General features: G+C 67.2%; 16 protein-coding genes and 2 riboswitches. Of the genes, 3 read left to right on the top strand and 13 right to left on the bottom strand.

Annotated elements, in window-relative coordinates:
- Nucleotides 1-2: 2 nt before the first annotated feature.
- From M9978_RS05155 to M9978_RS05115, 9 genes are all read right to left on the bottom strand, one after another.
- Nucleotides 3-1,982 (bottom strand): TonB-dependent receptor plug domain-containing protein, encoded by a 1,980-nt coding sequence (locus tag M9978_RS05155; RefSeq protein ID WP_254291909.1) that lies wholly within the window; start codon nt 1,980-1,982, stop codon nt 3-5.
- 133 nt (nt 1,983-2,115) lie between these two features.
- A riboswitch (cobalamin riboswitch) is annotated at nt 2,116-2,305 on the bottom strand.
- Nucleotides 2,306-2,429: 124 nt separating this feature from the next.
- Nucleotides 2,430-3,206 (bottom strand): ABC transporter ATP-binding protein, encoded by a 777-nt coding sequence (locus M9978_RS05150; protein ID WP_254291908.1) that lies wholly within the window; start codon nt 3,204-3,206, stop codon nt 2,430-2,432.
- Complete coding sequence (locus M9978_RS05145) at nt 3,200-4,186, bottom strand: FecCD family ABC transporter permease (protein ID WP_254291907.1); 987 nt, start codon at nt 4,184-4,186, stop codon at nt 3,200-3,202. The genes M9978_RS05150 and M9978_RS05145 overlap by 7 nt, the downstream gene beginning before the upstream one ends.
- Nucleotides 4,183-4,971, bottom strand: a complete 789-nt coding sequence (locus tag M9978_RS05140) for an ABC transporter substrate-binding protein (RefSeq protein ID WP_254291906.1) — start codon at nt 4,969-4,971, stop codon at nt 4,183-4,185. Before M9978_RS05140 ends, M9978_RS05145 begins: the two co-directional genes overlap by 4 nt.
- Before the next feature lie 80 nt (nt 4,972-5,051).
- Nucleotides 5,052-5,660, bottom strand: coding sequence for a cob(I)yrinic acid a,c-diamide adenosyltransferase (gene cobO / locus M9978_RS05135; RefSeq protein ID WP_254291905.1), 609 nt, complete (start codon nt 5,658-5,660; stop codon nt 5,052-5,054).
- 100 nt (nt 5,661-5,760) lie between these two features.
- Nucleotides 5,761-5,977, bottom strand: a riboswitch (cobalamin riboswitch).
- A 233-nt stretch (nt 5,978-6,210) separates the two neighbouring features.
- Nucleotides 6,211-7,521: an alginate export family protein gene (locus M9978_RS05130; protein ID WP_254291904.1), complete on the bottom strand. Its 1,311-nt coding sequence runs from the start codon at nt 7,519-7,521 to the stop codon at nt 6,211-6,213.
- 63 nt (nt 7,522-7,584) lie between these two features.
- Nucleotides 7,585-9,267: an ABC transporter ATP-binding protein gene (locus M9978_RS05125; protein WP_254291903.1), complete on the bottom strand. Its 1,683-nt coding sequence runs from the start codon at nt 9,265-9,267 to the stop codon at nt 7,585-7,587.
- 2 nt (nt 9,268-9,269) lie between these two features.
- Nucleotides 9,270-10,265, bottom strand: coding sequence for an ABC transporter permease (locus tag M9978_RS05120; protein ID WP_254291902.1), 996 nt, complete (start codon nt 10,263-10,265; stop codon nt 9,270-9,272).
- 10 nt (nt 10,266-10,275) lie between these two features.
- Nucleotides 10,276-11,700, bottom strand: a complete 1,425-nt coding sequence (locus tag M9978_RS05115) for a CmpA/NrtA family ABC transporter substrate-binding protein (RefSeq protein WP_254291901.1) — start codon at nt 11,698-11,700, stop codon at nt 10,276-10,278.
- A 95-nt stretch (nt 11,701-11,795) separates the two neighbouring features.
- On the opposite strand from M9978_RS05115, the gene M9978_RS05110 reads away from it, so the two are divergent.
- Nucleotides 11,796-11,969, top strand: coding sequence for a hypothetical protein (locus M9978_RS05110; protein ID WP_254291900.1), 174 nt, complete (start codon nt 11,796-11,798; stop codon nt 11,967-11,969).
- A gap of 101 nt (nt 11,970-12,070) precedes the next feature.
- Here M9978_RS05110 and M9978_RS05105 read toward each other — a convergent pair whose 3' ends face one another.
- Together M9978_RS05105 and M9978_RS05100 are read right to left on the bottom strand one after the other, a co-directional pair.
- Nucleotides 12,071-13,195 (bottom strand): glycoside hydrolase family 130 protein, encoded by a 1,125-nt coding sequence (locus M9978_RS05105; protein WP_254291899.1) that lies wholly within the window; start codon nt 13,193-13,195, stop codon nt 12,071-12,073.
- A gap of 56 nt (nt 13,196-13,251) precedes the next feature.
- Nucleotides 13,252-14,751 (bottom strand): UxaA family hydrolase, encoded by a 1,500-nt coding sequence (locus M9978_RS05100; RefSeq protein ID WP_254291898.1) that lies wholly within the window; start codon nt 14,749-14,751, stop codon nt 13,252-13,254.
- Between the two features lie 66 nt (nt 14,752-14,817).
- Here M9978_RS05100 and uxaC point away from each other — a divergent pair, with 66 nt between their 5' ends.
- A complete protein-coding gene (gene uxaC, locus M9978_RS05095) occupies nt 14,818-16,260 on the top strand; it encodes a glucuronate isomerase (protein ID WP_254291897.1) in 1,443 nt (480 codons plus the stop codon).
- The gene (locus M9978_RS05090; protein WP_254291896.1) at nt 16,257-17,678 is read left to right on the top strand and encodes a mannitol dehydrogenase family protein; all 1,422 of its coding nucleotides are present in this window, start codon (nt 16,257-16,259) and stop codon (nt 17,676-17,678) included. The genes uxaC and M9978_RS05090 overlap by 4 nt, the downstream gene beginning before the upstream one ends.
- Here the strand turns inward: M9978_RS05090 and M9978_RS05085 are convergent.
- A complete protein-coding gene (locus M9978_RS05085; protein WP_254291895.1) occupies nt 17,675-18,685 on the bottom strand; it encodes a LacI family DNA-binding transcriptional regulator in 1,011 nt (336 codons plus the stop codon). The two genes, M9978_RS05090 and M9978_RS05085, sit on opposite strands and share 4 nt — an antisense overlap.
- Before the next feature lie 47 nt (nt 18,686-18,732).
- On the bottom strand, nt 18,733-19,656 hold the full coding sequence (locus tag M9978_RS05080) for an alpha/beta hydrolase (RefSeq protein WP_254291894.1): 924 nt from the start codon (nt 19,654-19,656) through the stop codon (nt 18,733-18,735).
- Nucleotides 19,657-19,658 lie beyond the last annotated feature (2 nt).

Below are 19,658 nucleotides of genomic sequence, written 5' to 3'. Positions count from 1 at the left end.
CATCAGAACCTCCCCCTGAAACCGGCATAGAAGCTTCGCCCGAGCGAGTTGTAACGGAAGGCGGTCGAGTATTGCTCGTCGAAGACATTCTCGACCCGGGCGAAGATGCGCAGTTGGCTGGTGATCGGCACATCGCCGCGCAGATCGACCAGCGTGTAAGGTGCGAAGCGGGTGGTGTTCGCGGCGTTGTCGAACGCCTCACCCGACCAGCGCACCGCCGCGCCGATCGAGCCGCCCTGATCGAACGTATAGTTGATCGAACCGTTCGCGGTGTGGCGCGGACGGCGGGCAAGGAACCGGTTGAAGGTCGCGGCGCCGGGCGTGCGGTCGATCGCTTCGGCCCAGGTGAAGTTGCCATCGATCAGCAGGTTCTTGACCGGGCGCAGGCTCGCCCTGGCTTCGATGCCCTGCGCATAGGCCTTCGACACATTGTAATAAAAGCCCGAACGACGCGTGGTCGTGCTGCCCGGCACGAAGCAGCGCGGGTCGGCCGACGTCGTGGTGCAGCTGTTGAACGCGATCTGGTTGGTGGTGTCGCGCTCGAAATAGGTCGCGCCGACGCTCACCGCGCCGTCCATCAGCTGCTGCTCGGCGCCGGCTTCCCACCCACGCGCCTGCTCGGGGGCCAGCGCTATGTTGCCGTATTCGGAGAACAGCTGGAACAGCGACGGCGCCTTGAATCCCTCGCCGTAATTGGCCCGGAGGATCGTGCCCCAAGGCGCGCGATAGACGCCGCCAGCGGCAAACAGCGTCTTCGAGCCGTAGCGGCTGTGATCGTCGTTGCGGACACCGCCGGTCAGGGTCAGGCCTTCGATCAGGTCGCCGCTCAGCTGACCGTAGAAGCTGGTGATCTCGGCACGGCCCTGGGCCGGCGCGGGGATTGGCATCGCCAGCGAAGCGGCGGGCGATACGCTGCGGAAGCGCGATTTCTCGTTCTCCGCGCCGATCATCAGATCCCAGCCCCTCGCGACCGCGAAGCTGCCCTGATATTCGAACCGGCGGTTGCGGCCGGCGGCATCGAAGGTGATCGCGCGGGCGCGGGCCGGATTGTAGTTCTCGCGATCGGTGTTGGTGTAGCCATAGCCGGCGCGGTTGCGGAAGCGGCCGCCGAGCAGGTCGAAGTTGATACCGGCATAGCCGACGAACTCGCGGTTCAGCGAATATTCCGGGCTGTCGGCGTTGAACGCGTCGATATCGACCCGGCCATCGGCGAAATAGCCGCGCAGGTCGGCGCTGACGCCCGGCGCGATCTCCAGCACCGCCCGCCCGCTGACGCTGCGGTTGGTATAGCCATCAGGTTCGACGCCGCCGAACGCGGGTGCGATCGCCGAAATGCCGTCGGTGGTGAAAGCCTGACCGCCGAGGCGGAAGCTCAGCGGGCCGGTCTTGCCGCCGATCGCGACGCGCGCGCTCACCGTCTCGCGCGATCCGGCCTCGATGTCGAAACTGCCTTCGAGCGGCCCGTCAGGCAACGGCGTGACGATGTTGACGACGCCGCCGATCGCCTGGCTGCCCCACAGGATCGATTGCGGGCCGCGCAGCACCTCGATGCGGGCGGCATCCCCGGTCAGCAGGTTGGCGAAATTGTAGCCGCCGCCCGTGGACGAGGGATCATTGAGTTTGATCCCATCGATCACGACCACGGTCTGCTCGCTTTCCGCGCCGCGGATGCGCAGCGAGGTCGACGTGCCATAGCCGCCATTGCGCGCGATGCTCACGCCCGGCGTGCGCAGCAGCAGCTCGGTGACGCCGATATCCTGGCTGCGGTCGATCGAGTCCTTGTCGAGCACGGTGACCGAAGCGGCGACGCGGTCGATCTCGATCGGCGTGCGCGTTGCCGATACGACGATCGCGCTGTCATCGGTTTTGGCGACGGATGCGGCGACATCGGGCGCGGAGGCATGATCGCGCTCGGCCGCGTCTTGCGCATAAGCGGAAGTCGACGCGAGCAGGCCGACGAGGAACAGAGACGTCTTCAGCATTGTAGAACCCCCAACAGACATTCGGACCCGTGCCGCTTGGGGGCAGAGGCAAGCCTCCACGCCCGCGCGAACGCGAGTTGGCGATGTCGTCGCTCGGGTTTCTACCCGTCCGCTCGGCGCACCCTGGCCGGACGAAGGACGACCGCTAGGGGCAGGTCTCCTGGCTTGCGGGTCAGTGCTGGTCCTCGTCGCCTTCTCGGGATCGCGCCCAATGGCATTTGACGTGGCAGCTCGCCGCTCACAGTTGCAGGGGCAGCCGGGGTCTCGAACCCCGTTCCCATTTTCATCCCCGTCTCCGGGGAACCTCTAGCGGGGGCGCTGTTACGCCGGGCAATTGCCGTCGTCAACGCCGTGGTGCAGCGCGCAATTCCGGGCGGGAATAGGGAGGGCTATGGTGACACGATCGAGGTGCTCGCCGATGTCCCGCACCACCTCGGACCAAGCCGCTCACGCCACCCGCCCGCGCGGCACCACGAACCCGCCATCCTCATTCTGCTCGATCCGCGCAGTGATGCCATAGACTTCGCGCAGGCGATCGGGCGTCAGCACCGCCATCGGCGCGCCATCATCGACCGCCTTGCCATGGTTCAGCAGCACGAGCCGGTCGCAATAGCGCGCGGCGGTGGTCAGATCGTGCAGCACGACGATGACCAGCAGGCCCGCTTCGGTCTCGCGCCTCAGCAGCTCCATGACGTCGATCTGGTGACCGGGATCGAGCGCGGCCAGCGGCTCGTCGACGATCAGGCCGGCGGCTTCTACCGCCAGCGCACGCGCGAGCATCACACGGGCGCGCTCGCCCCCGGACAGCTCGGTGGCGATGCGGTCGCGGAACTGGCTGACATCGGCGCGCGCCATCGCCCGCTCGATCGCGTCGGAATCCGCCTTGGCGATGCGCGACATCGGCGCAAGGTGCGGCAGCCGGCCAAGCGACACCAGCCGCTCGACCGAGATCGGCCAATGCACCGTCTGGCCCTGCGGAAGGTAAGCGATGCGACGGGCGAGATCGCGGCGGGGCACCTGTGCGATGGGTTCGCCGTCGATGGTCACACCACCTGCATCGGGCGGCAGCAGGCCGACCATCGCGCGCAACAGCGTCGATTTGCCCGCGCCGTTGGGGCCGATGATCCCGACCAGCCTGCCGGGCTCGAAGGTCAGGGACAGCCCGTCGAGAACGCGGCGCTGGCCCAGACTGACCGACAGCGCGTCGCACGCGATCGTCACCATAGCCGGCGCTCCCGCAGCAGATAGGCAAGGAAGACGGGAACACCCAGAAAGGCGGTCACCACGCCCAATTTCAGCTCGCTGCTCGTCGCGATCAGCCGCACGGCGATGTCCGCGACGGTCAGCAATGCCGCGCCGCCCAACATGGACGGCAGCATCACCGCAGAGGGTGAGCGGTCGGTCAGCGGACGGATCAGATGCGGCACGATCAGCCCGACGAACCCGATCGATCCCGAGACCGCCACTGCACCGCCGACGCCGATGGCGATGCCGAGCAGCAGCCGAACGCGCAGCAGCTTGAGATTGATGCCCAAAGTGCGCGCGCCGTCCTCGCCCAGCGTCAGCGCGTCGAGCGCGCGGCCATCGACCAGCAGCAGCGCCGCGCCGATGGCGATGCAGGGCAGTGCAACCCAGACATGGGCGGCCGAGCGATTCTCGATCGACCCCATCAGCCAGGTCATGATCTCCATCGCCGCGAAAGGATTGGACGAGAGGTTCAGCGCGAGATTGATTCCGGCGATCGCCAGCGTGGAAACGGCGATGCCGGCGAGGATCAGGGTCAACGGGCTTTCCGATCGTCCGGCGAGCAAGAACAGCAGCGCCAGCGAACCGACCGCGCCCAAAACGGCAAGCGCGGGCAACATCAGCACATGCAGTTCGGACAGGCCGTAGTAAATCGCCAGCACGGCGCCCAACGCAGCGCTGCTCGACGCCCCCAAGACCGACGGATCGGCGAGCGGATTGCGCAGATAGCCTTGCAGCACCGCCCCCGCCACGCCGAGCATCGCGCCGACCGCCAGACCGATCAGGGTCCGCGGCAGCCGCAGGTCGAGAAGGATCTTGCTCGCGATCGGGTCGCCATGCCCGGTGACCACCGCGAACAGGCGCGACAGGCTCACCGGCACCGTACCCAGCAGCAGCGAGCTGATGCCGGCTGCAATCACCAGCAACAGCAGGATGGTGAGAAGCGTCGCGCGGCTCACAACTGCGCTCCCTTGGCCCGCTCGATCGTTTCGATCTGCTCCGCGAGGCTTTCCGCGGCGAAAACATATTCGGGGCTGCCGCACACTGTCCATGATTGCGGTATCCACAGTTTGGGTATGTCGCGTAGCGCCGGATGGTGCAGCATTTCCGTCCCCTGGTCGGTCACCTGAGCGGTGGCGCTTTCCATGATGAGATAGTCGGGCCGAGCGGCGACCATTTCTTCGAGCGTGAGCTGCGAAAGCGCGGGCTTGCCGAGCTTTCCGGCGAGGTTGACGAGGCCCAGCCGCTCCATCAACTCGTCGATCAGCGTGCCGGTGCCGGTCATGAAACCGCGGCGCTGATAATAAGCGGCGACCTTGCCGCGGCCGGGATTGCGCGGCAGCGCGGCCAGCCGGGCGTCCATGTCGGCGATCAGGGCGTCGGCGCGCGCCGGATGACCAACAGCCGTGCCCACCTGACGCAGTTGCTCGACGATCTCGGGATAGGTCTCCGCGCTGGGCGCCGTCACCAGGCGGTAATTCCGGACGCCGAGCATCGCGAGCGCATCGCTGCGTCCCTTGGGTATGGCGACGATGATGTCGGGATCGGTGACGAGCAGCGCTTCCGCCGAATCGCGCATGATGTTGAGACCGCGCGCCTTGGCCGCCGCCGCCGAAAGCGAAGGATCGGCCGCATTGCGGCTCAGCCCGGCAATCTGGCCGCGATCCGCAAGGTGCAGAACCATTTCGTCCGCACACAGGTTCACCGACACGATGCGGTTCGGCGCTAGCTGGGCCTTGCTCACGGGCACGGGCGGAGCGTGCGTAGCGCTGGACGCGAAGACGAGGGCCAACGCGAGCAGCCCGAGCTTGACGACTCCTGCCATCAGAACTCGATCCCCGCCTGGGCCTTGACGCCCTGGTCGCGGAACGGATGCTTGACCTGCATCATCTCGGTGACGAGGTCGGCGGCCTCGATCAGTCCCTCCGGCGCGTTTCGGCCGGTGATGATGACATGGGTCATCCCGGGCTTGCTCGACAGCACCTCCAGCACTTCGCCGAGCGGCAGATAGTCGTAGCGCAGTACGATGTTGAGCTCGTCGGCAACCACCATCTTGTAGCTGGGATCGGCAATCATCCGCTTCACTTCGCTCCACGCCTCGCGCGTTACCGCGATGTCGCGCGCGCGGTCCTGGGTGTCCCAGGTGAAGCCTTCGCCCATCGGCTTGAATTCGACCATGTCGGGAAAGGCGTCCAATACCGCCTTCTCGCCGGTAGTCATCGCACCCTTGATGAATTGCACCACGCCGACCTTCATGCCGTGACCGATCGCGCGGACGACCATGCCGAGCGCGGCGCTGGTCTTGCCCTTGCCCGGCCCGGTATGGACGATCACCAGGCCCTTTTCGATCGTCTTGCTGGCGACCTTCTTCGCCTGAGCCGCCTGGACCTTCTTCATCCGGGCATTGTGCTCGGCGTCGGTGCGTAGCTTCATCGTGTCGCGATCCTGTTCTTCGCGGACCGCGAGAACGGCCCGTTGTTGACGTGTCTGCCGCCTACGGAAGAACCGTGCCGCGGCCTCACCTGGACCGAAGCATGAGCGACCCGCGCCGGCAGGTCTCCTGGCTCGCGGGTCATCGCACGATGCATACCTTCCCAGGCCCTTGCCCAGTGGCTGCCTCAGCCGGTGGCTGAAGCGATGCATCATGCTGGCCGCTCACAGTTGCAGGGACAGCCTCGGATCGGAGCGGATCGGCTCCTACCGCGTTCCCATATTAAGTCGCTAAGGACACCGGCACGATTGAAGGACGACGTTAGGCCGAGCCTGATCCCGAGCCAATCCCATATCGACCTTACCGCTTCCACCAGGTGAAATGTCGTCGCGAAGTTCCGGATGTCTCCGGAAGCGTGAGGCGGCAGGGTGCTTCGCGGCTTCCACGCTCGATCATCGCCGAGCCGGAAGTCGCCAGCCACCCTGCCTTGGTCAGCGAATCCTCTTTCCACCGGCTGGCGGGATCGAGCCAGCCGGCGGGTGCGGGGTCAGGCTAGAAGGCCAGTTCCGCCTGCAGCCAGAACTTCTCGGTATCGACGTCGGTGGCGAAGTCCTGCGTGCCGTGGCGCTTGTAGCTGGCGTATTTCGCCAGCAGCGCGACCTTGCCGATCTTGAAACCGACCGACGCATTCCACTCGTCGCCATAATCGAGGCTGGCGACGTCGCTGTCATAGCTGTGCCAGGTCACCGCCGCGTTGAGCCCGGGCAGCGCCTTGATCCCGTCGAACTTGTACGCCGCGCCGACATAGACGTCCTGCAAGCCCTTGTTCGGCGTGGTCAGGAACACATCGGCCCAGCCGTTGAACTTGTGCAGCGTCGCCATCGGGGTCTGCACCGCGCGGCTGGCGCCCGCCGCGGCCGGCTGATCGCTGCCAAGCTGCTCGTAGCCCGCCATCACGGTCAGCGCCTTGAACGCAAGGCCCGCTTCGGCGGCGATATAGTCGGCCGAATAGTCCACCGGGTTGCTACCGTAGTCGCTCTGCGCGGCATAGCTGGCGGCGAGGTTGAGCTTGACCGTCTTGGACAAGGGCAGCGTCGTCGTCGCACGAAGACCATAGCTTTGCGAGCTGTTGGCGAAGAAGAAGACCGGGTCGTAATCGAGCAGATAGGCGAACGCCTTGAGCTGCACCGGCCCGAGCTTGCCGCCCGCGCCGAGGAACACGAAGTCGCCGTCATAGTCCTGCCGCGGACCCGCATTCACGGCAAAGTCGCGGACATTGCCGGCGTCGATGCCGAAGATCGTGCGCTGGCTGATCGAATAGGTCGCGTCGAGACTGACCGGGCCGACCTTCGCTTCGGCGCGGACCGCGTCATAGGTCTGCTCGTTCTGCCGCCACGCCGCCGCACCGACCCAGCGCTGGTCGTCGAGGTTGATGCGCTGGCGGCCGACCGTCACCGTCACCGCCTTGCCCTTATATTGCAGCTGGAGCCGGTTGAGCTCGATATTCTCGGGGTCCGGAACGACCGAGAATGCCGTGCGGCGCTGGCCGCTCGCGACCGCGAACGGAAAGGCGTTGTAATCGTCGGTCAGCGCCGCGGTGCCCTCGGCCTCGGCCAGCAACGAAAAGCCCGACGAGGACTTCAGCTCGGCGCCGGCGCGCAGGCGCAGCGTCACCGCATCGGCATCGGTCGCCGGCTGGTCGACATGCTCATAACGCAGCCGCGCGTCGATGATCGGATCGAGCGTCAGCCCGTCGCCCACCTTCACCGGATCGCCGAACTTCGGCGCTGCAGGCGCGGCCTGCGCAGGATGTGCGAAAGCGATCGGCGCCGCGAGTGCGGCCGCCGCGAACAGTTTCTTCATATGGTTCCTCCCTGGCTTGAACCCCTTTGCCAGTCAGGCACCCTCTCCGTGTCTCATTCGGCCTCAGGCTGCGTCGGCCTGCGGTCCGTGATCATATTCGGCGAGGAAGTGCAGCACTTCCTGGCGGTAGGCGTAGAATTGCGGATGCTGGAGCAGCGCCTTGCGGTCGCGCGGGCGCGGCAGATCGACCTTGAGAACCTTGCCGATCGTGGCGTTGGGACCATTGGTCATCATCACCACGCGGTCGGCCAGCAGGATCGCCTCGTCGACATCGTGCGTGACCATCACCGCGGTGACCTTGGTGCGGTTCCACACTTCGACCAGCACGTCCTGCAGGTCCCAGCGCGTGAGGCTGTCGAGCATCCCGAACGGCTCGTCGAGCAGCAGCAGCCGCGGCGAGAGCGCGAAGGCGCGGGCGATGCCGACGCGCTGGCGCATGCCGTTCGACATTTCCGCCGCGAGCTTGTCGCGCGCATCGGACAGGCCGACACGGTCGAGATAGTAATCGACGATCTCGCGCCGCTCGGCCCGGCTGGCGTGCGGATAGACGCGCTCGACGCCGAGCGCGACATTCTGCCGCGCGGTCAGCCAGGGCATCAGGCTGGGCGCCTGGAACACCACCGCCTTGTCCGGCCCGGCAATGTCGATCTCGCGATTGTCGAGCACGATCGACCCGCCACTGATCGAATTGAGCCCGGCGGCCATGGTCAGCACGGTCGACTTGCCGCAACCCGAATGGCCGATCAGCGAGATGAACTCGCCCTTGTCCATCAGCAGGTTGAAGTTCTGGACCACGGTGAGCGGCCCGGCGGGCGTCGGATAGACCTTCTTCAGGTTGAAGAATTCGAGATAGCGGTTGGCGACCCCGCGCCCCGCCGCGTCGCGATACGCCTTGGGCGGTGGCGCGAGATCGAGCGGCGCGACATTGGGCAGATTGCCGGCATCGCCGCCGCGGCGCGCCTGCCCCGCCACCAGCGAACCCAGATAGGTGACGATCTCGCGGCGCAACGCCTGGAACTCGGCATCGTCATTGACCGCCTCGCGGTCGCGCGGGCGGGCGATGTCGATCGGGAAGATGCGGCCGATCCGCGCCGCCGGCGCAGGCGTCAGCACCGCGATACGATCGGCGAGCAGCAGCGCCTCGTCGACGTCGTTGGTGACGAGGATGATCGTGCGCCGCTCCTCCTTGCGGATGCGCTCGATCTCGTCCTGCAATTTTGCGCGGGTCAGCGCGTCGAGCGCCGAGAGCGGCTCGTCGAGCAGCAGGATTTCCGGCTCCATCGCGAGCGCCCGGGCGACCGCCACGCGCTGGCGCATCCCGCCCGAAAGCTGGGCGGGCTTGCGGTCCATCGCATGGCCGAGGCCGACCAGCTCGACCTTCTGTTTGACGAGCGCCTTGCGCGCCTCGGCGCTGCGGTCCTTGTGCACGGCATCGACTGCGAGCGCGACGTTGCTCTCGACCGTGAGCCAGGGAAACAGCGAATAGGACTGGAAGACGAGCCCGCGGTCGCGCCCCGGTCCGGAGACCGGCGCGCCGCGCAGCAGGATCTCGCCGCCATCGGGATCGACCAGCCCGGCAACCGCCGAGATCAACGTGGTCTTGCCGGCGCCGGAGAAGCCGAGGATGGCGATGAACTCGCCTTCCTCCACCTCGAGATCGATGCCGCCGAGCACTTCGCTTACGCCACCGCCCTTGCCGGTATAGGCCTTGGTCACGCCCTTCAGTGAAAGGATCGACTGGCTCATGATCACACCGTCCGGTTGCGGCTGGCGACGGCCTGCAGCGCCATCATCACGCGGTCGAGCATCACGCCGATCAGGCCGATCACCACGACGGCGACCATGATCCGCGCCAGCGACTTCTCGCTGCCGTTCTGGAACTCGTCCCACACGAACTTGCCGAGGCCGGGATTCTGCGCGAGCATCTCGGCCGCGATCAGCACCATCCAGCCCACGCCCAGCGACAGCCGCATGCCGGTGAAGATGTAGGGCAGCGACGAGGGCAGCACGAGCCGGGTGAGCTTGGCGAACCAGCCGAGCCGCAGCACGCGGCCGACATTGAGCAGATCCTTGTCGATCGAGGCGGTGCCGACCGCGGTGTTGATCAGCGTCGGCCACATCGAGCACATCATCACCACGATCGCCGAGATGACGAAGCTCTTGGGCAAGGTGGGGTCGTCGCTGGTGATCGAAGCCGACACCACCATCGTCACGATCGGCAGCCAGGCGAGCGGGCTGATCGGGCGCATCACCTGCACCAGCGGGTTGATCGCCGCATTGAACTTCTTCGACATGCCCGCGACGAGGCCGAGCGGCACCGCCACGATCGAGGCGAGGACGAAGCCCATGCCGACGGTCTTGAGCGAGGTCAGGATCTGGTCGACGAAGGTCGGCGGCCCCGAATAGCTCGACCCGGCCGCCTCGGCGATGGCCGCTTCCTCACGCGCCGCGGCGAATTCGACCATCAGCCCCTTGAAGGCATCCCACACGTCGCCCGGCCCGGGCAATGCGCCGAGCGAGGTTTCGACGCGTGGGGCGAGTACCGCCCAGAGCGTGATGAAGGCAAGGATGCCGACCACCGGCGGCCACGCTGCGTCGAACACGTCGCGCACGGCGGGCAGCTTGAGCCTGGCGACCGGCTTGGGATCGGCAGCCGGGCTCCGCTGTGGGCTGGCGTCCGGCTCGACGGCGGGCGGAAGCACCTCCATCGCCTGATCATCCTTTCTGAGCGGTACTACGGTCATGATGCAGTCCTTATTTGACGCCGGCCGGCGTCACGGTCTGGCCGTCCTTCAGGCCGATCGCGAAGCTGGCGGCATAAGCGGCGGGCTTGCGCGGATCGAACGCCATGCGGTCGATCGCCGGCTTGGTGTAGGTGCGGAAGCCGTCGCTCTCCGGGAAGGCCGAGGCGTCAGCCTTGCCGTCCGCGACCAGCGACTTGGCGGCCGCCATGTACAGGTCGGGGCGGTACGCCGCCTTGACCGTGTCGAGATACCAGGCGTCGGCCTTGCTCTCGGCGATCTGACCCCAGCGGCGCATCTGCGTCAGGAACCAGATTCCGTCCGAATAGAAGGGATAGCTGGCCTCCTGGCTGAAGAAGAGGTTGAACTCGGGCGTATCGCGCGTGTCGCCTTCGGCGAAGGTGAACTTGCCCGTCATCGACGCCATCAGCACCTTTTCGTCGGCGCCGACATATTTGGGCGATGCCAGGATCTTGACCGCCTCGGCGCGGTTCTTGCCGTTCTCGGCATCGAGCCACATCGCGGCGCGGATCAGCGCGCGCAGGATCGCCTGGGTAGTCTTGGGGTTCTTCTTCGTGAACTCCTCGGTCAGGCCGAACACCTTGTCGCCGGTCAGGCCGGCGATGTCCGGATCGACGATGATCGGATGGCCGATCTTCTTGGCGACCGACGCCTGGTTCCACGGCTCGCCGACCGAATAGCCCTCGATCGTCCCGGCCTCGAGCGTCGCCGGCATCTGCGGCGGCGGCGTGACCGACAGCTGGACCTCGGCGCTGGTGACGCCTGCCGTGTCGCCGGGCAGATAGAAGCCGGGGTTGAGCCCGCCCGCGGCGAGCCAGTAACGCAGGATGTAATTGTGCGTCGAGACGGGGAACACCATGCCCATCTTGAACGGCTTGCCCTCGGCCTTGAACTTGGCGACCACCGGCTTGAGCGCTGCCGCCGAGACCGGCTGCGCGAATTTGCCGTCGGCGCCCTTGGGCAGGCTCGGCGCGATCATGTCATAGACGCGGTTGGACACGGTCACCGCCTTGCCGTTGATGTCGAGCGACATCGGCGTGACGATCTTGACCTTGGAGCCGATCCCGGCAGCGGAGGCGAGCGGATGCCCGGCGAGCATGTGCGCGCCGTCGAGCTGGCCGCCCGAGACGCCGTCGAGCAGCACCTTCCAGTTCGCCTGCGGCTCCAGCGTGACGTTGAGGCCCTCTTCCGCGAAGAAGCCCTTCTCCTTCGCGATGGCGAGCGGCGCCATGTCGGTCAGCTTGATGAAGCCGAGCTTGAGATTGGACTTTTCGATCCCCTTCTCCGCCGCGAGTTTGGCGAGATCGCCGCCCCCGGCAGGCGCCTCGCCCTTGCCGCACCCGGCCAGCGCCACGCTGGCGATGACGACGGCGGTGACTGCCCGCCGGTTGATTCGAAATCCCGAAATTGCGTCCATCGCGTCTTGACCCCCTGTGCGGCGCAGACGCAAAAAAGCCACCTCGACCTGACCCTGAGCGGGTCATAATCGGGCGGCTTCGTTGCCACGCGCTGTTGCTGATCGACGAGCTCTTTCTCGTTCACCCCACGCTGGGCGGAACCGGCTGCGTCACGCCCATTGATTGCACAAAACGCGATTCGCACAAGAGGTTTTTTGCGACGCAGCAAAAAATGTTACGGGCGATGATCGGGAAGTGCCCGGCTGAGCGCCGCGGTTTCGAGAAATAAATCTTTGTTATTCAATTTGTTCTTGAGCGCACGAAGCTTGTTTTCAAATTGACTGAACAATCCGCCACCCGCGGTGCTTTTGCGCTGCGGCAAAGCACGACTCAGCCCATCGCAAACGTCGATTTGGGAATGTGCGTGATGCGGCAGGCCAGATCGGCCTCGCCCGACGCGACGACATAATGGTCTCCGCCATCGGCGATTCCGGTCGTGAACACGACGTCGCGCAGATATATTTGATGGTCGATCGGCACGGTCAGCGCGGGGTTGGCTTCGAGCAGCGGCGCATGCTCGCTGCGGATGACGCGCGCCGGATCGTCGCGGTCGAGCAGCGACCAATAAGTACGATAGATGCCGACGTCGCCGCCCGGCTCGACCCCGTGCCACAAAGTCAGCCAGCCGTCCGGCGTCAGCACCGGCGGGGCGCCGCCACCCATCCGCGCGGTGGCGATCGTCGCGGCGTGCGGGCGGAGGCCGGGCTGAAGATGCGGCTTCCAGTGCAGCGAATCGGGCGAGGTGGCGAGGTTGATCGACGGCCCGGCGCGCCATTCGCTGCCCGGCGGGTAGGCGAAATAGAGATCGCCGAGCGGCCGCGTCTGCGCCCAATATTGTCCATCGATCAGCCCTTCGAAGATCAGCATGTCCTTGTTCTGGTGATCGAGCACGATGCCCTCGAAGGTGAAGTCGAGGCCGTTGTCCGAGCTGTAGAGCGTGGTCGAATGCCGCTCGGGGCTGACCGAGCAGGTGGTCATCAGCCAGCGCTCGCCGACCCTGGACACGCGTGGATCCTCGATGCCGTAGCATTGCCAGCTGCCCTGCGGCGCGATCGCCTTGTCATAGTGGAAGGCGACGACCTCCAGCCCGTCCGCGGTCAGCTCGACCGGCAGGATCCATGACAGCGAGGTCAGCCCCAGCACCTTCCACCCCTGGCCGTGGACGACGAACTGGCGCGGATCGACGGTATCGACCCGATCGAGCGGCCAGGCGTCGAGGACATAGCCGCCGTCGTGCCAGCGGATCGCATGGACATGGCGATCGCGAACCGGCTGGCGCAGCGCCTCGGCGACGCGCACGAACATCACGAGGTTGCCGCCCGGCAGCCGCGTCAGCGCCGGGTTGAACGCGCCGAGCACATAGGTCTCGGCATCGAGCTGCCCGGCGAGCGGTGAGCGCGACAGGTCGACATCGTCGGGCACCAGCACCAGACGGTCGACGGCGTAATCGGGCATGCGGCGGTCTCCCTCGCGTTACCGCTCCAAACGCGCGGCAACGCCAAGGTTCCGCCTTACAGCGTCACGCCGCGTTTCCAGATACCGATGGCGCGCTCGTCATTGACCTCGTTGCGCGCGGGCTCGCCGCTCGCAACCGCGATGATCCGGTCGAGCAGCGCGTCGGCGGCGGCATCCATCCCGTCGCGCAGCACGGCCCCGGCGTCGAAGTCGATCCAGCCCGGCTTACGGCTGGCCAGATCGCTGTTCGACGCGATCTTCATCGTCGGCACCGGGCTGCCGAGCGGCGTGCCGCGCCCGGTCGAGAACAAGGTCAGCGTCGCCCCCGCGGCGGCGAGCGCGGTGGTCGAGACCGCGTCGTTGCCCGGCGCCTCGAGCACCGTCAGCCCTGCCTTCGTGATGCGCGCGCCATAGTCGATCACGTCGCTAACCGTGGCGACGCCGCCCTTCTGCACCGCGCCGAGCGACTTTTCCTCCAGCGTGGTGATGCCGCCGGCGATGTTGCCGGGCGAGGGGTTCTCCGACACCGGCTCGCCATGGTCGAGGAAGTAGCGCTTGAAGCGGTTGACCACCTCAGTCAGCCGGTCGAACACAGCCTCGCTCTCGGCGCGCGCCAGCAACAGCCCCTCGGCGCCGAACATCTCGGGGATTTCGGTGAGGATCGCGCTGCCGCCCTCGCCAGTCACGGCATCGGCCATGCGCCCGATCAGGGGATTGGCGGTGAGTCCGCTCATCGCATCCGACCCGCCGCATTTGACGCCGAGCCGCAGTGCCGAGAGCGGCACTTCGCTGCGCTGGTCGGTGGCCATGATCGCGACCAAATCCTCGATCGCGGCGATGCCCGCCTCGAACTCGTCGCCTTCGCTCTGCGCGCGGACGGTGCGGATGCGGTCGCGGCGTGCCTCCGGGATGCGCGCCATCAACGCGTCGAGCTGGTTCGATTCGCAGCCGAGGCCCAGCACCAGCACGCCCCCGGCATTGGGGTTCTGCGCGAGCGCGGCGAGAATCGCGGCAGTGCCGTCGAGATCGGCGCCGAGCTGCGAGCAGCCGAACGGGTGGTTGAAGGCATGGACGCCGTCGATGCGGCCTTGCGCGATCGCCTCGGCCTTCATCGCCAGCCGTTCGCCCAGGCGGCCGACACAGCCGACCGTCGGGAGAATCCACAATTCATTGCGCGTGCCGACGCTGCCGTCGGCACGCTGATAGCCGAGGAAGCTGTGGCGCGACTCGACGTCATGCCCCACCTGTGCGCCCTCGAACCGGTACGCCAGCTCGCCCGACAGCGCGGTCTTCACATTGTGGACATGGACATGCTCGCCCGCCGCAATGTCGCGCGTGGCGATGCCGAACGGCGCGCGATAGCGATGCACCTTCGCCCCGGCTGCCACGTCACGCAGCGCGAATTTGTGGCCACGCGGAATCGCATCCGCCAGCCGCACGCTCACGCCCCCGACGTGCACCTCATCGCCCGCTTCCAGCGGCGCAAGCGCGACGGCGACATCGTCTTCATCGGCGATGCGCATCGCCAGCGGCAGGTCTTCGGTGATCATCGACATGGCGCTCCAATACGCTGTTGCCAGCGCTGGCACAAGACGCTAACCGGTCGGCAAAAGGAGAGCGTGATGCACCCCCTGACCCTCGACCCCAACCGCCTGTTTCCTGCCGATCCGACGACTCGCGGCATCGCGCGCGAACTCTACGACACAATCGCGCAGCTGCCGATCGTCAGCCCGCACGGCCATACCGACCCCGAATGGTTCGCGACCGATTCGCCATGGGCCAACGCGACCGAGCTGTTCCTCGCGCCCGATCACTATGTCTTCCGCATGCTCTACAGCCAGGGCATCGACCTCGACGCGCTGCGCGTGCCGCGCCGCAATGGCGTGGTGCCGGACACCGATCCGCGCGCGGCGTGGCGGCTGTTCGCGAGCAACTATCACCTGTTCCGCGGCACGCCGTCGCGCATGTGGCTCGACCATGTCTTCGCCGATGTGTTCGGGATCGACCGGCTGCTCGATGCTTCGACCGCCGATCATTATTACGACACTATCACCGATGCGCTGGCGACGCCGGGTTACCGCCCGCGCGCGCTGTTCGAGCGGTTCAGGATCGACTTCCTCGCCACCACCGAGGGCGCCGACGATCCGCTGACGCACCACGCAGCGATTCGCAAATCGGGCTGGGTTGGCAGGGTCGTGACGACCTATCGCCCGGATTCGGTGATCGATCCCGAGCATGAGGAATTTGCCGCCGCGCTCACCAAATTCGCCGACCTGACCGGCGAGGATGTGCAGAACTGGCAAGGCTATCTGCGCGCGCACCGCAAGCGCCGCGCCGATTTCCGCACCGCCGGGGCGACCGCGACCGACCATGGCTTCGCAACCGCGCGCACCGCCAATCTTTCGACCGCCGACGCCGAGGCACTGTTCGGGCGCGTCATGACCGGCAAGTGGGACGCTGCGGACGCCGAGCTGTTCCGCGCGCAGATGCTCACCGAAATGGCGAAGATGAGCGTCGAGGACGGCATGACGATGCAGATCCATCCGGGCGCATGCCGCAACCATAATGCGAAGCTGTTCGCGAGCCATGGCCGCGACAAGGGCGCCGACGTGCCCTCGCGCACCGAATATGTCGAGGCGCTGCGCCCGATGCTCGACCTGGTCGGCAACGAGCCGGACCTCACCGTCATTCTCTTCACGCTCGATGAATCGACCTATGCGCGCGAGCTCGCCCCGCTCGCCGGTCATTATCCCTGCCTGCGGCTCGGGCCGAGCTGGTGGTTCCACGATTCGCCGGAGGGCATGCGCCGTTTCCGCGAGATGACCACCGAGACGGCGGGCTTCTACAACACGGTCGGCTTCAACGACGACACGCGCGCCTTCTTCTCGATTCCGGCGCGGCACGATGTCGCGCGGCGAGTCGATTGCGGATTCCTTGCGCGGCTCGTCGCCGAAGGGCGGATGCAGGATTGGGAAGCCGCCGAACTGGCTTACGAGCTGACCAATGGGCTGGTGCGCAAGGCGTACAAGCTCGACGCGGCGCTACCGGTGGCGGAGGCGGCATGACCCGCCTCTCCAACGCGACGCTGGACCAGCTGCCGGCATCGGTCACGCGGCCCGGCTATGACCGCGCCTCGGTCAAAGCCGGCGTCGTCCATTTCGGCCCAGGTGCCTTCCACCGCGCGCATCAGGCGGCGGCGTTCGACACGCTGCTGGCAAGCGACCCGCGCTGGGGAATCACCGGGGTCAGCCTCAATTCGACCTCGGTTGCCGAAGCGCTCAATCCGCAGGACGGGCTCTACACGCTCGCGCTGCTCGAAGCGGAGACCGAGTTTCGTGTGATCGGATCGATCCAGCGCGTGCTGACCGGCGGCGAGCGCGAGGCGATCCTCGCCGCGCTGGCTGCGCCGGCGACGCGGATCGTCAGCACGACCGTCACCGAAAAGGGCTATTGCCTCGGCGCGGACGGCGCACTCGATCTCGCGCATCCAGCGATCGTCGCGGACCTCGATATGCCGCAGACGCCCAAGTCGGTGATCGGCTGGCTCGCGCTCGGTCTCGCCGAACGGCGGCGGCAGGGCTTGCCCGGTGTGACCATCCTCTCGTGCGACAACCTGACCGATAATGGCCGCAAGCTCGGTGCGGCGGTGCGTGCGTTCGCGCAGGCGACCGATCCCGACACCGCGAAGTGGATCGAACAGGAAGTCCGCTTCCCCAACGCGATGGTCGATTCGATCACACCCGCGACCGACGACGCTTTGCGCGCGCGCGTCGCGGCGGCGACCGGGCTTGAAGACGCCTGGCCGATCCAGCGCGAGCGCTTCACGCAATGGGTGATCGAGGATGATTTCGCGGGCGAACGGCCCGAGCTGGAACGCGCCGGCGTCACCTTCACGCGCGATGTGCACGGGTTCGAGGCGGCGAAGCTGCGGCTGCTCAACGGGCCGCACTCGACGCTCGCCTATGTCGGGCTGGGGCTTGGCCATGCCAGCGTCGCGCAGGCGATGGCCGACTCGCGCCTTGCCGGGTTCGTCGAGCGGCTGATGCGCGAGGATATCGCGCCATCGGTCGCCGCGCCCGCCGGGTTCGACCTCGGCGGCTATGTCGGCGACATCCTCGCGCGCTTCGCCAACCCGGCGATTGAACACAAATTGGCGCAGATCGCCTGGGATGGCTCGCAGAAGCTGCCCTATCGCATCCTCGACACCACGCGCGACGCGCTGGCGGCGGGGCGGCCGCTCGACCGGCTGGCGGTGCCGGTCGCGGCGTGGCTGCGCTTCATCGAGCGCGCGGCGGCGAGTGGAAGCCCGATCACCGATCCGCTCGCCGGGCGGCTGCTGGCGGCCGGCGGCGCCTGGTGCGCGGTCCTGAGCATGCGCGAGATATTCGGCGAGCTGAGCGAGGATGAACGGTTCACCGGTGCGGTGGCGCGGGCGCACGACGCGCTGGCCGATCCGGCGGGGTACGAACTCCAGCCGGCCTAAGCCGGCGCCGGTCCACTCGATCCACCCTCGATCAACCGCAGTTCGGCCACCAGCTCGACGGTGTTGGGCTCGCTTTCGACGATGTCGATCAGCCGCCGCGTCGCGAGCTCGGCCATGTCGCCGAGCGGGCGGTGCACGCTGGTCAGCGACGGCGTCAGCATCCGTGCGAGCATCGAGCCATCGAAGCCGACCACAGACAACTGCCCCGGCACTGCGATTGCGCGCGCCGCCGCCGCCTTGACGACGGCAGCCGCCATGATGTCGTTCGCGGCGAAGATCGCGGTCGGGCGCGGATCGAGCGCAAGCAGTTTCTCGGCCGCGGCATAGCCGGATTCGAAGTCGTAATCCCCCTCGGCCTCGCCCGCGAGCGACAGTTTCGCCGCCTTGAGCGCAGCGATGAACCCTGCACGCCGCTCCGAGGCGGAGAACACGCCACGCGGGCCGTTGATGATCGCGATGCGGCTGTGGCCATGGCCGATGAAGTGCCGCGCCACCTCCGCCGCAGCCTCGCGCTCGTTGGAGACCAGCAAGGCCGCAAAGCCGCCGATCGGCGCGGCCGACAGCGCCACCGCCGGCACGCCCGCCGCCGCCAGCGCGTCGCCGATGCCCGCGACGCCCGACACCGGCGGCATCACCACCACGCCATCGACGCGCGAGCGGCCGACGAAATCGAGCACATCGGCGACCGAGCCGTCATCGCCGGTCGGCGTCGGGTGGACGACCAGCTCATAACCGCGCGCGGTCGCCTCGGCGACGACGCCGCGCTGGATGGTGTCGAGGACGAGCGCGTTGCGGTCGTTGTGGATGATGCCGATCAGATAGGACCGCCCGGTGGCGAGGCCGCGCGCGCGCGCGCTGGGCGAGAAGCCGAGCCGTGCAATCGTGGCCTCGATCCGCTCGCGCGTCTCGGCATTGACCTTGGTCGAACGGTTGAGCACGCGCGACACGGTGCGGATCGAAACGCCCGCCGCGTCGGCGACGTCGGTGATGGTGGCACCCTTCCCCATTCAGCCGTGCTAGCGGCGTAAAACAGCGCTGGCTAGTCGCGCCGGGGTCAATCCTTCTTCGGTGCCGGCACCCAGTCATGATGACGCGCCCAGGTGAGGAACAGCCGCGGCCACGCCGCGACCTGGCTGCCGCGCCTGCCGAGGCCGAAGCTGTGGCCGCCCTTTTCGAAGACGTGCAGCTCGACCGGGCGCTTGGCGGCGAGCATCGCGGCGTGGAGACGCACGCTGTGCTCGGGTGCGGCGATCGGATCGTCCGAGGCGTGCGCGAGGAAGATCGGCGGCGTCGCGGTGGTGACATGGCTTTCGAGCGAATAGGCGTCGCGGAAATTGGGCAGCTTGCTCAGCTCGCGAAAGGTGCGCGTCGTGTCGATCGGCGCGCGCATCGACACGACCGGATAGATCAATCCGGCAAAGTCCGGCACCGCGCTCAGCCGGTCGACCGCATCGGCCTTGGCATAGAAATCATGCGCGCCGCGCGTCGCCAGCGTGCCGGCGAGATGCCCGCCCGCCGAAAAGCCGATCGCGCCGATCTTGTTCGGATCGATCCCCAGCGTCTTCCAGTTGCCGCGCAGCAGCCGCATCGCGCGCTGCCCGTCCTGGAACGGCGCATCGGCATTCCAGCCGTCACCGGGCAGGCGGTAATAGAGCACGAAGGCGGTGATGCCCTGCTCCGCCAGCCACTGCGCGACCGGCATCGCCGCGCTGCCGATCTGGATGCGGAAATAACCACCGCCACCGATCACCAGCACCGCCGCGCCGTTTGGGTTTTTCGGCCGCACGACCACCATGCGCGGGGTCGTCACGTTGTAAACCGCCCCGGTCGCCGCGCCCTCGCTGCCGACCTTTTCCGGCCCGGTCACCGCCCCGCCGCCCGGCATCTTGCCGGACCACAGCTTGATCACCTCGCCCTGCGCCGCGGCCGGAACCGCGGCGGTGAGGAACAGCAACAGGACGGCGAGCCAGCGCATCATCG

The organism is Sphingomonas tagetis, from assembly GCF_024211275.1.
GTDB classification, from domain to species: Bacteria; Pseudomonadota; Alphaproteobacteria; order Sphingomonadales; family Sphingomonadaceae; genus Sphingomonas; species Sphingomonas tagetis.
This window is presented reverse-complemented; position numbering and strand designations above follow the sequence as displayed.

What these genes read in the sequence shown, in the direction of transcription:
- M9978_RS05155 (WP_254291909.1), bottom strand. Translation starts at nt 1,982, where the DNA reads ATGCTGAAGACGTCTCTGTTCCTCGTCGGCCTGCTCGCGTCGACTTCC.
- M9978_RS05150 (WP_254291908.1), bottom strand. Translation starts at nt 3,206, where the DNA reads ATGGTGACGATCGCGTGCGACGCGCTGTCGGTCAGTCTGGGCCAGCGC.
- cobO (WP_254291905.1), bottom strand. Translation starts at nt 5,660, where the DNA reads ATGAAGCTACGCACCGACGCCGAGCACAATGCCCGGATGAAGAAGGTC.
- M9978_RS05130 (WP_254291904.1), bottom strand. Translation starts at nt 7,521, where the DNA reads ATGAAGAAACTGTTCGCGGCGGCCGCACTCGCGGCGCCGATCGCTTTC.
- M9978_RS05125 (WP_254291903.1), bottom strand. Translation starts at nt 9,267, where the DNA reads ATGAGCCAGTCGATCCTTTCACTGAAGGGCGTGACCAAGGCCTATACC.
- M9978_RS05120 (WP_254291902.1), bottom strand. Translation starts at nt 10,265, where the DNA reads ATGACCGTAGTACCGCTCAGAAAGGATGATCAGGCGATGGAGGTGCTT.
- M9978_RS05115 (WP_254291901.1), bottom strand. Translation starts at nt 11,700, where the DNA reads ATGGACGCAATTTCGGGATTTCGAATCAACCGGCGGGCAGTCACCGCC.
- M9978_RS05105 (WP_254291899.1), bottom strand. Translation starts at nt 13,195, where the DNA reads ATGCCCGATTACGCCGTCGACCGTCTGGTGCTGGTGCCCGACGATGTC.
- M9978_RS05100 (WP_254291898.1), bottom strand. Translation starts at nt 14,751, where the DNA reads ATGTCGATGATCACCGAAGACCTGCCGCTGGCGATGCGCATCGCCGAT.
- uxaC (WP_254291897.1), top strand. Translation starts at nt 14,818, where the DNA reads ATGCACCCCCTGACCCTCGACCCCAACCGCCTGTTTCCTGCCGATCCG.
- M9978_RS05090 (WP_254291896.1), top strand. Translation starts at nt 16,257, where the DNA reads ATGACCCGCCTCTCCAACGCGACGCTGGACCAGCTGCCGGCATCGGTC.
- M9978_RS05085 (WP_254291895.1), bottom strand. Translation starts at nt 18,685, where the DNA reads ATGGGGAAGGGTGCCACCATCACCGACGTCGCCGACGCGGCGGGCGTT.
- M9978_RS05080 (WP_254291894.1), bottom strand. Translation starts at nt 19,656, where the DNA reads ATGATGCGCTGGCTCGCCGTCCTGTTGCTGTTCCTCACCGCCGCGGTT.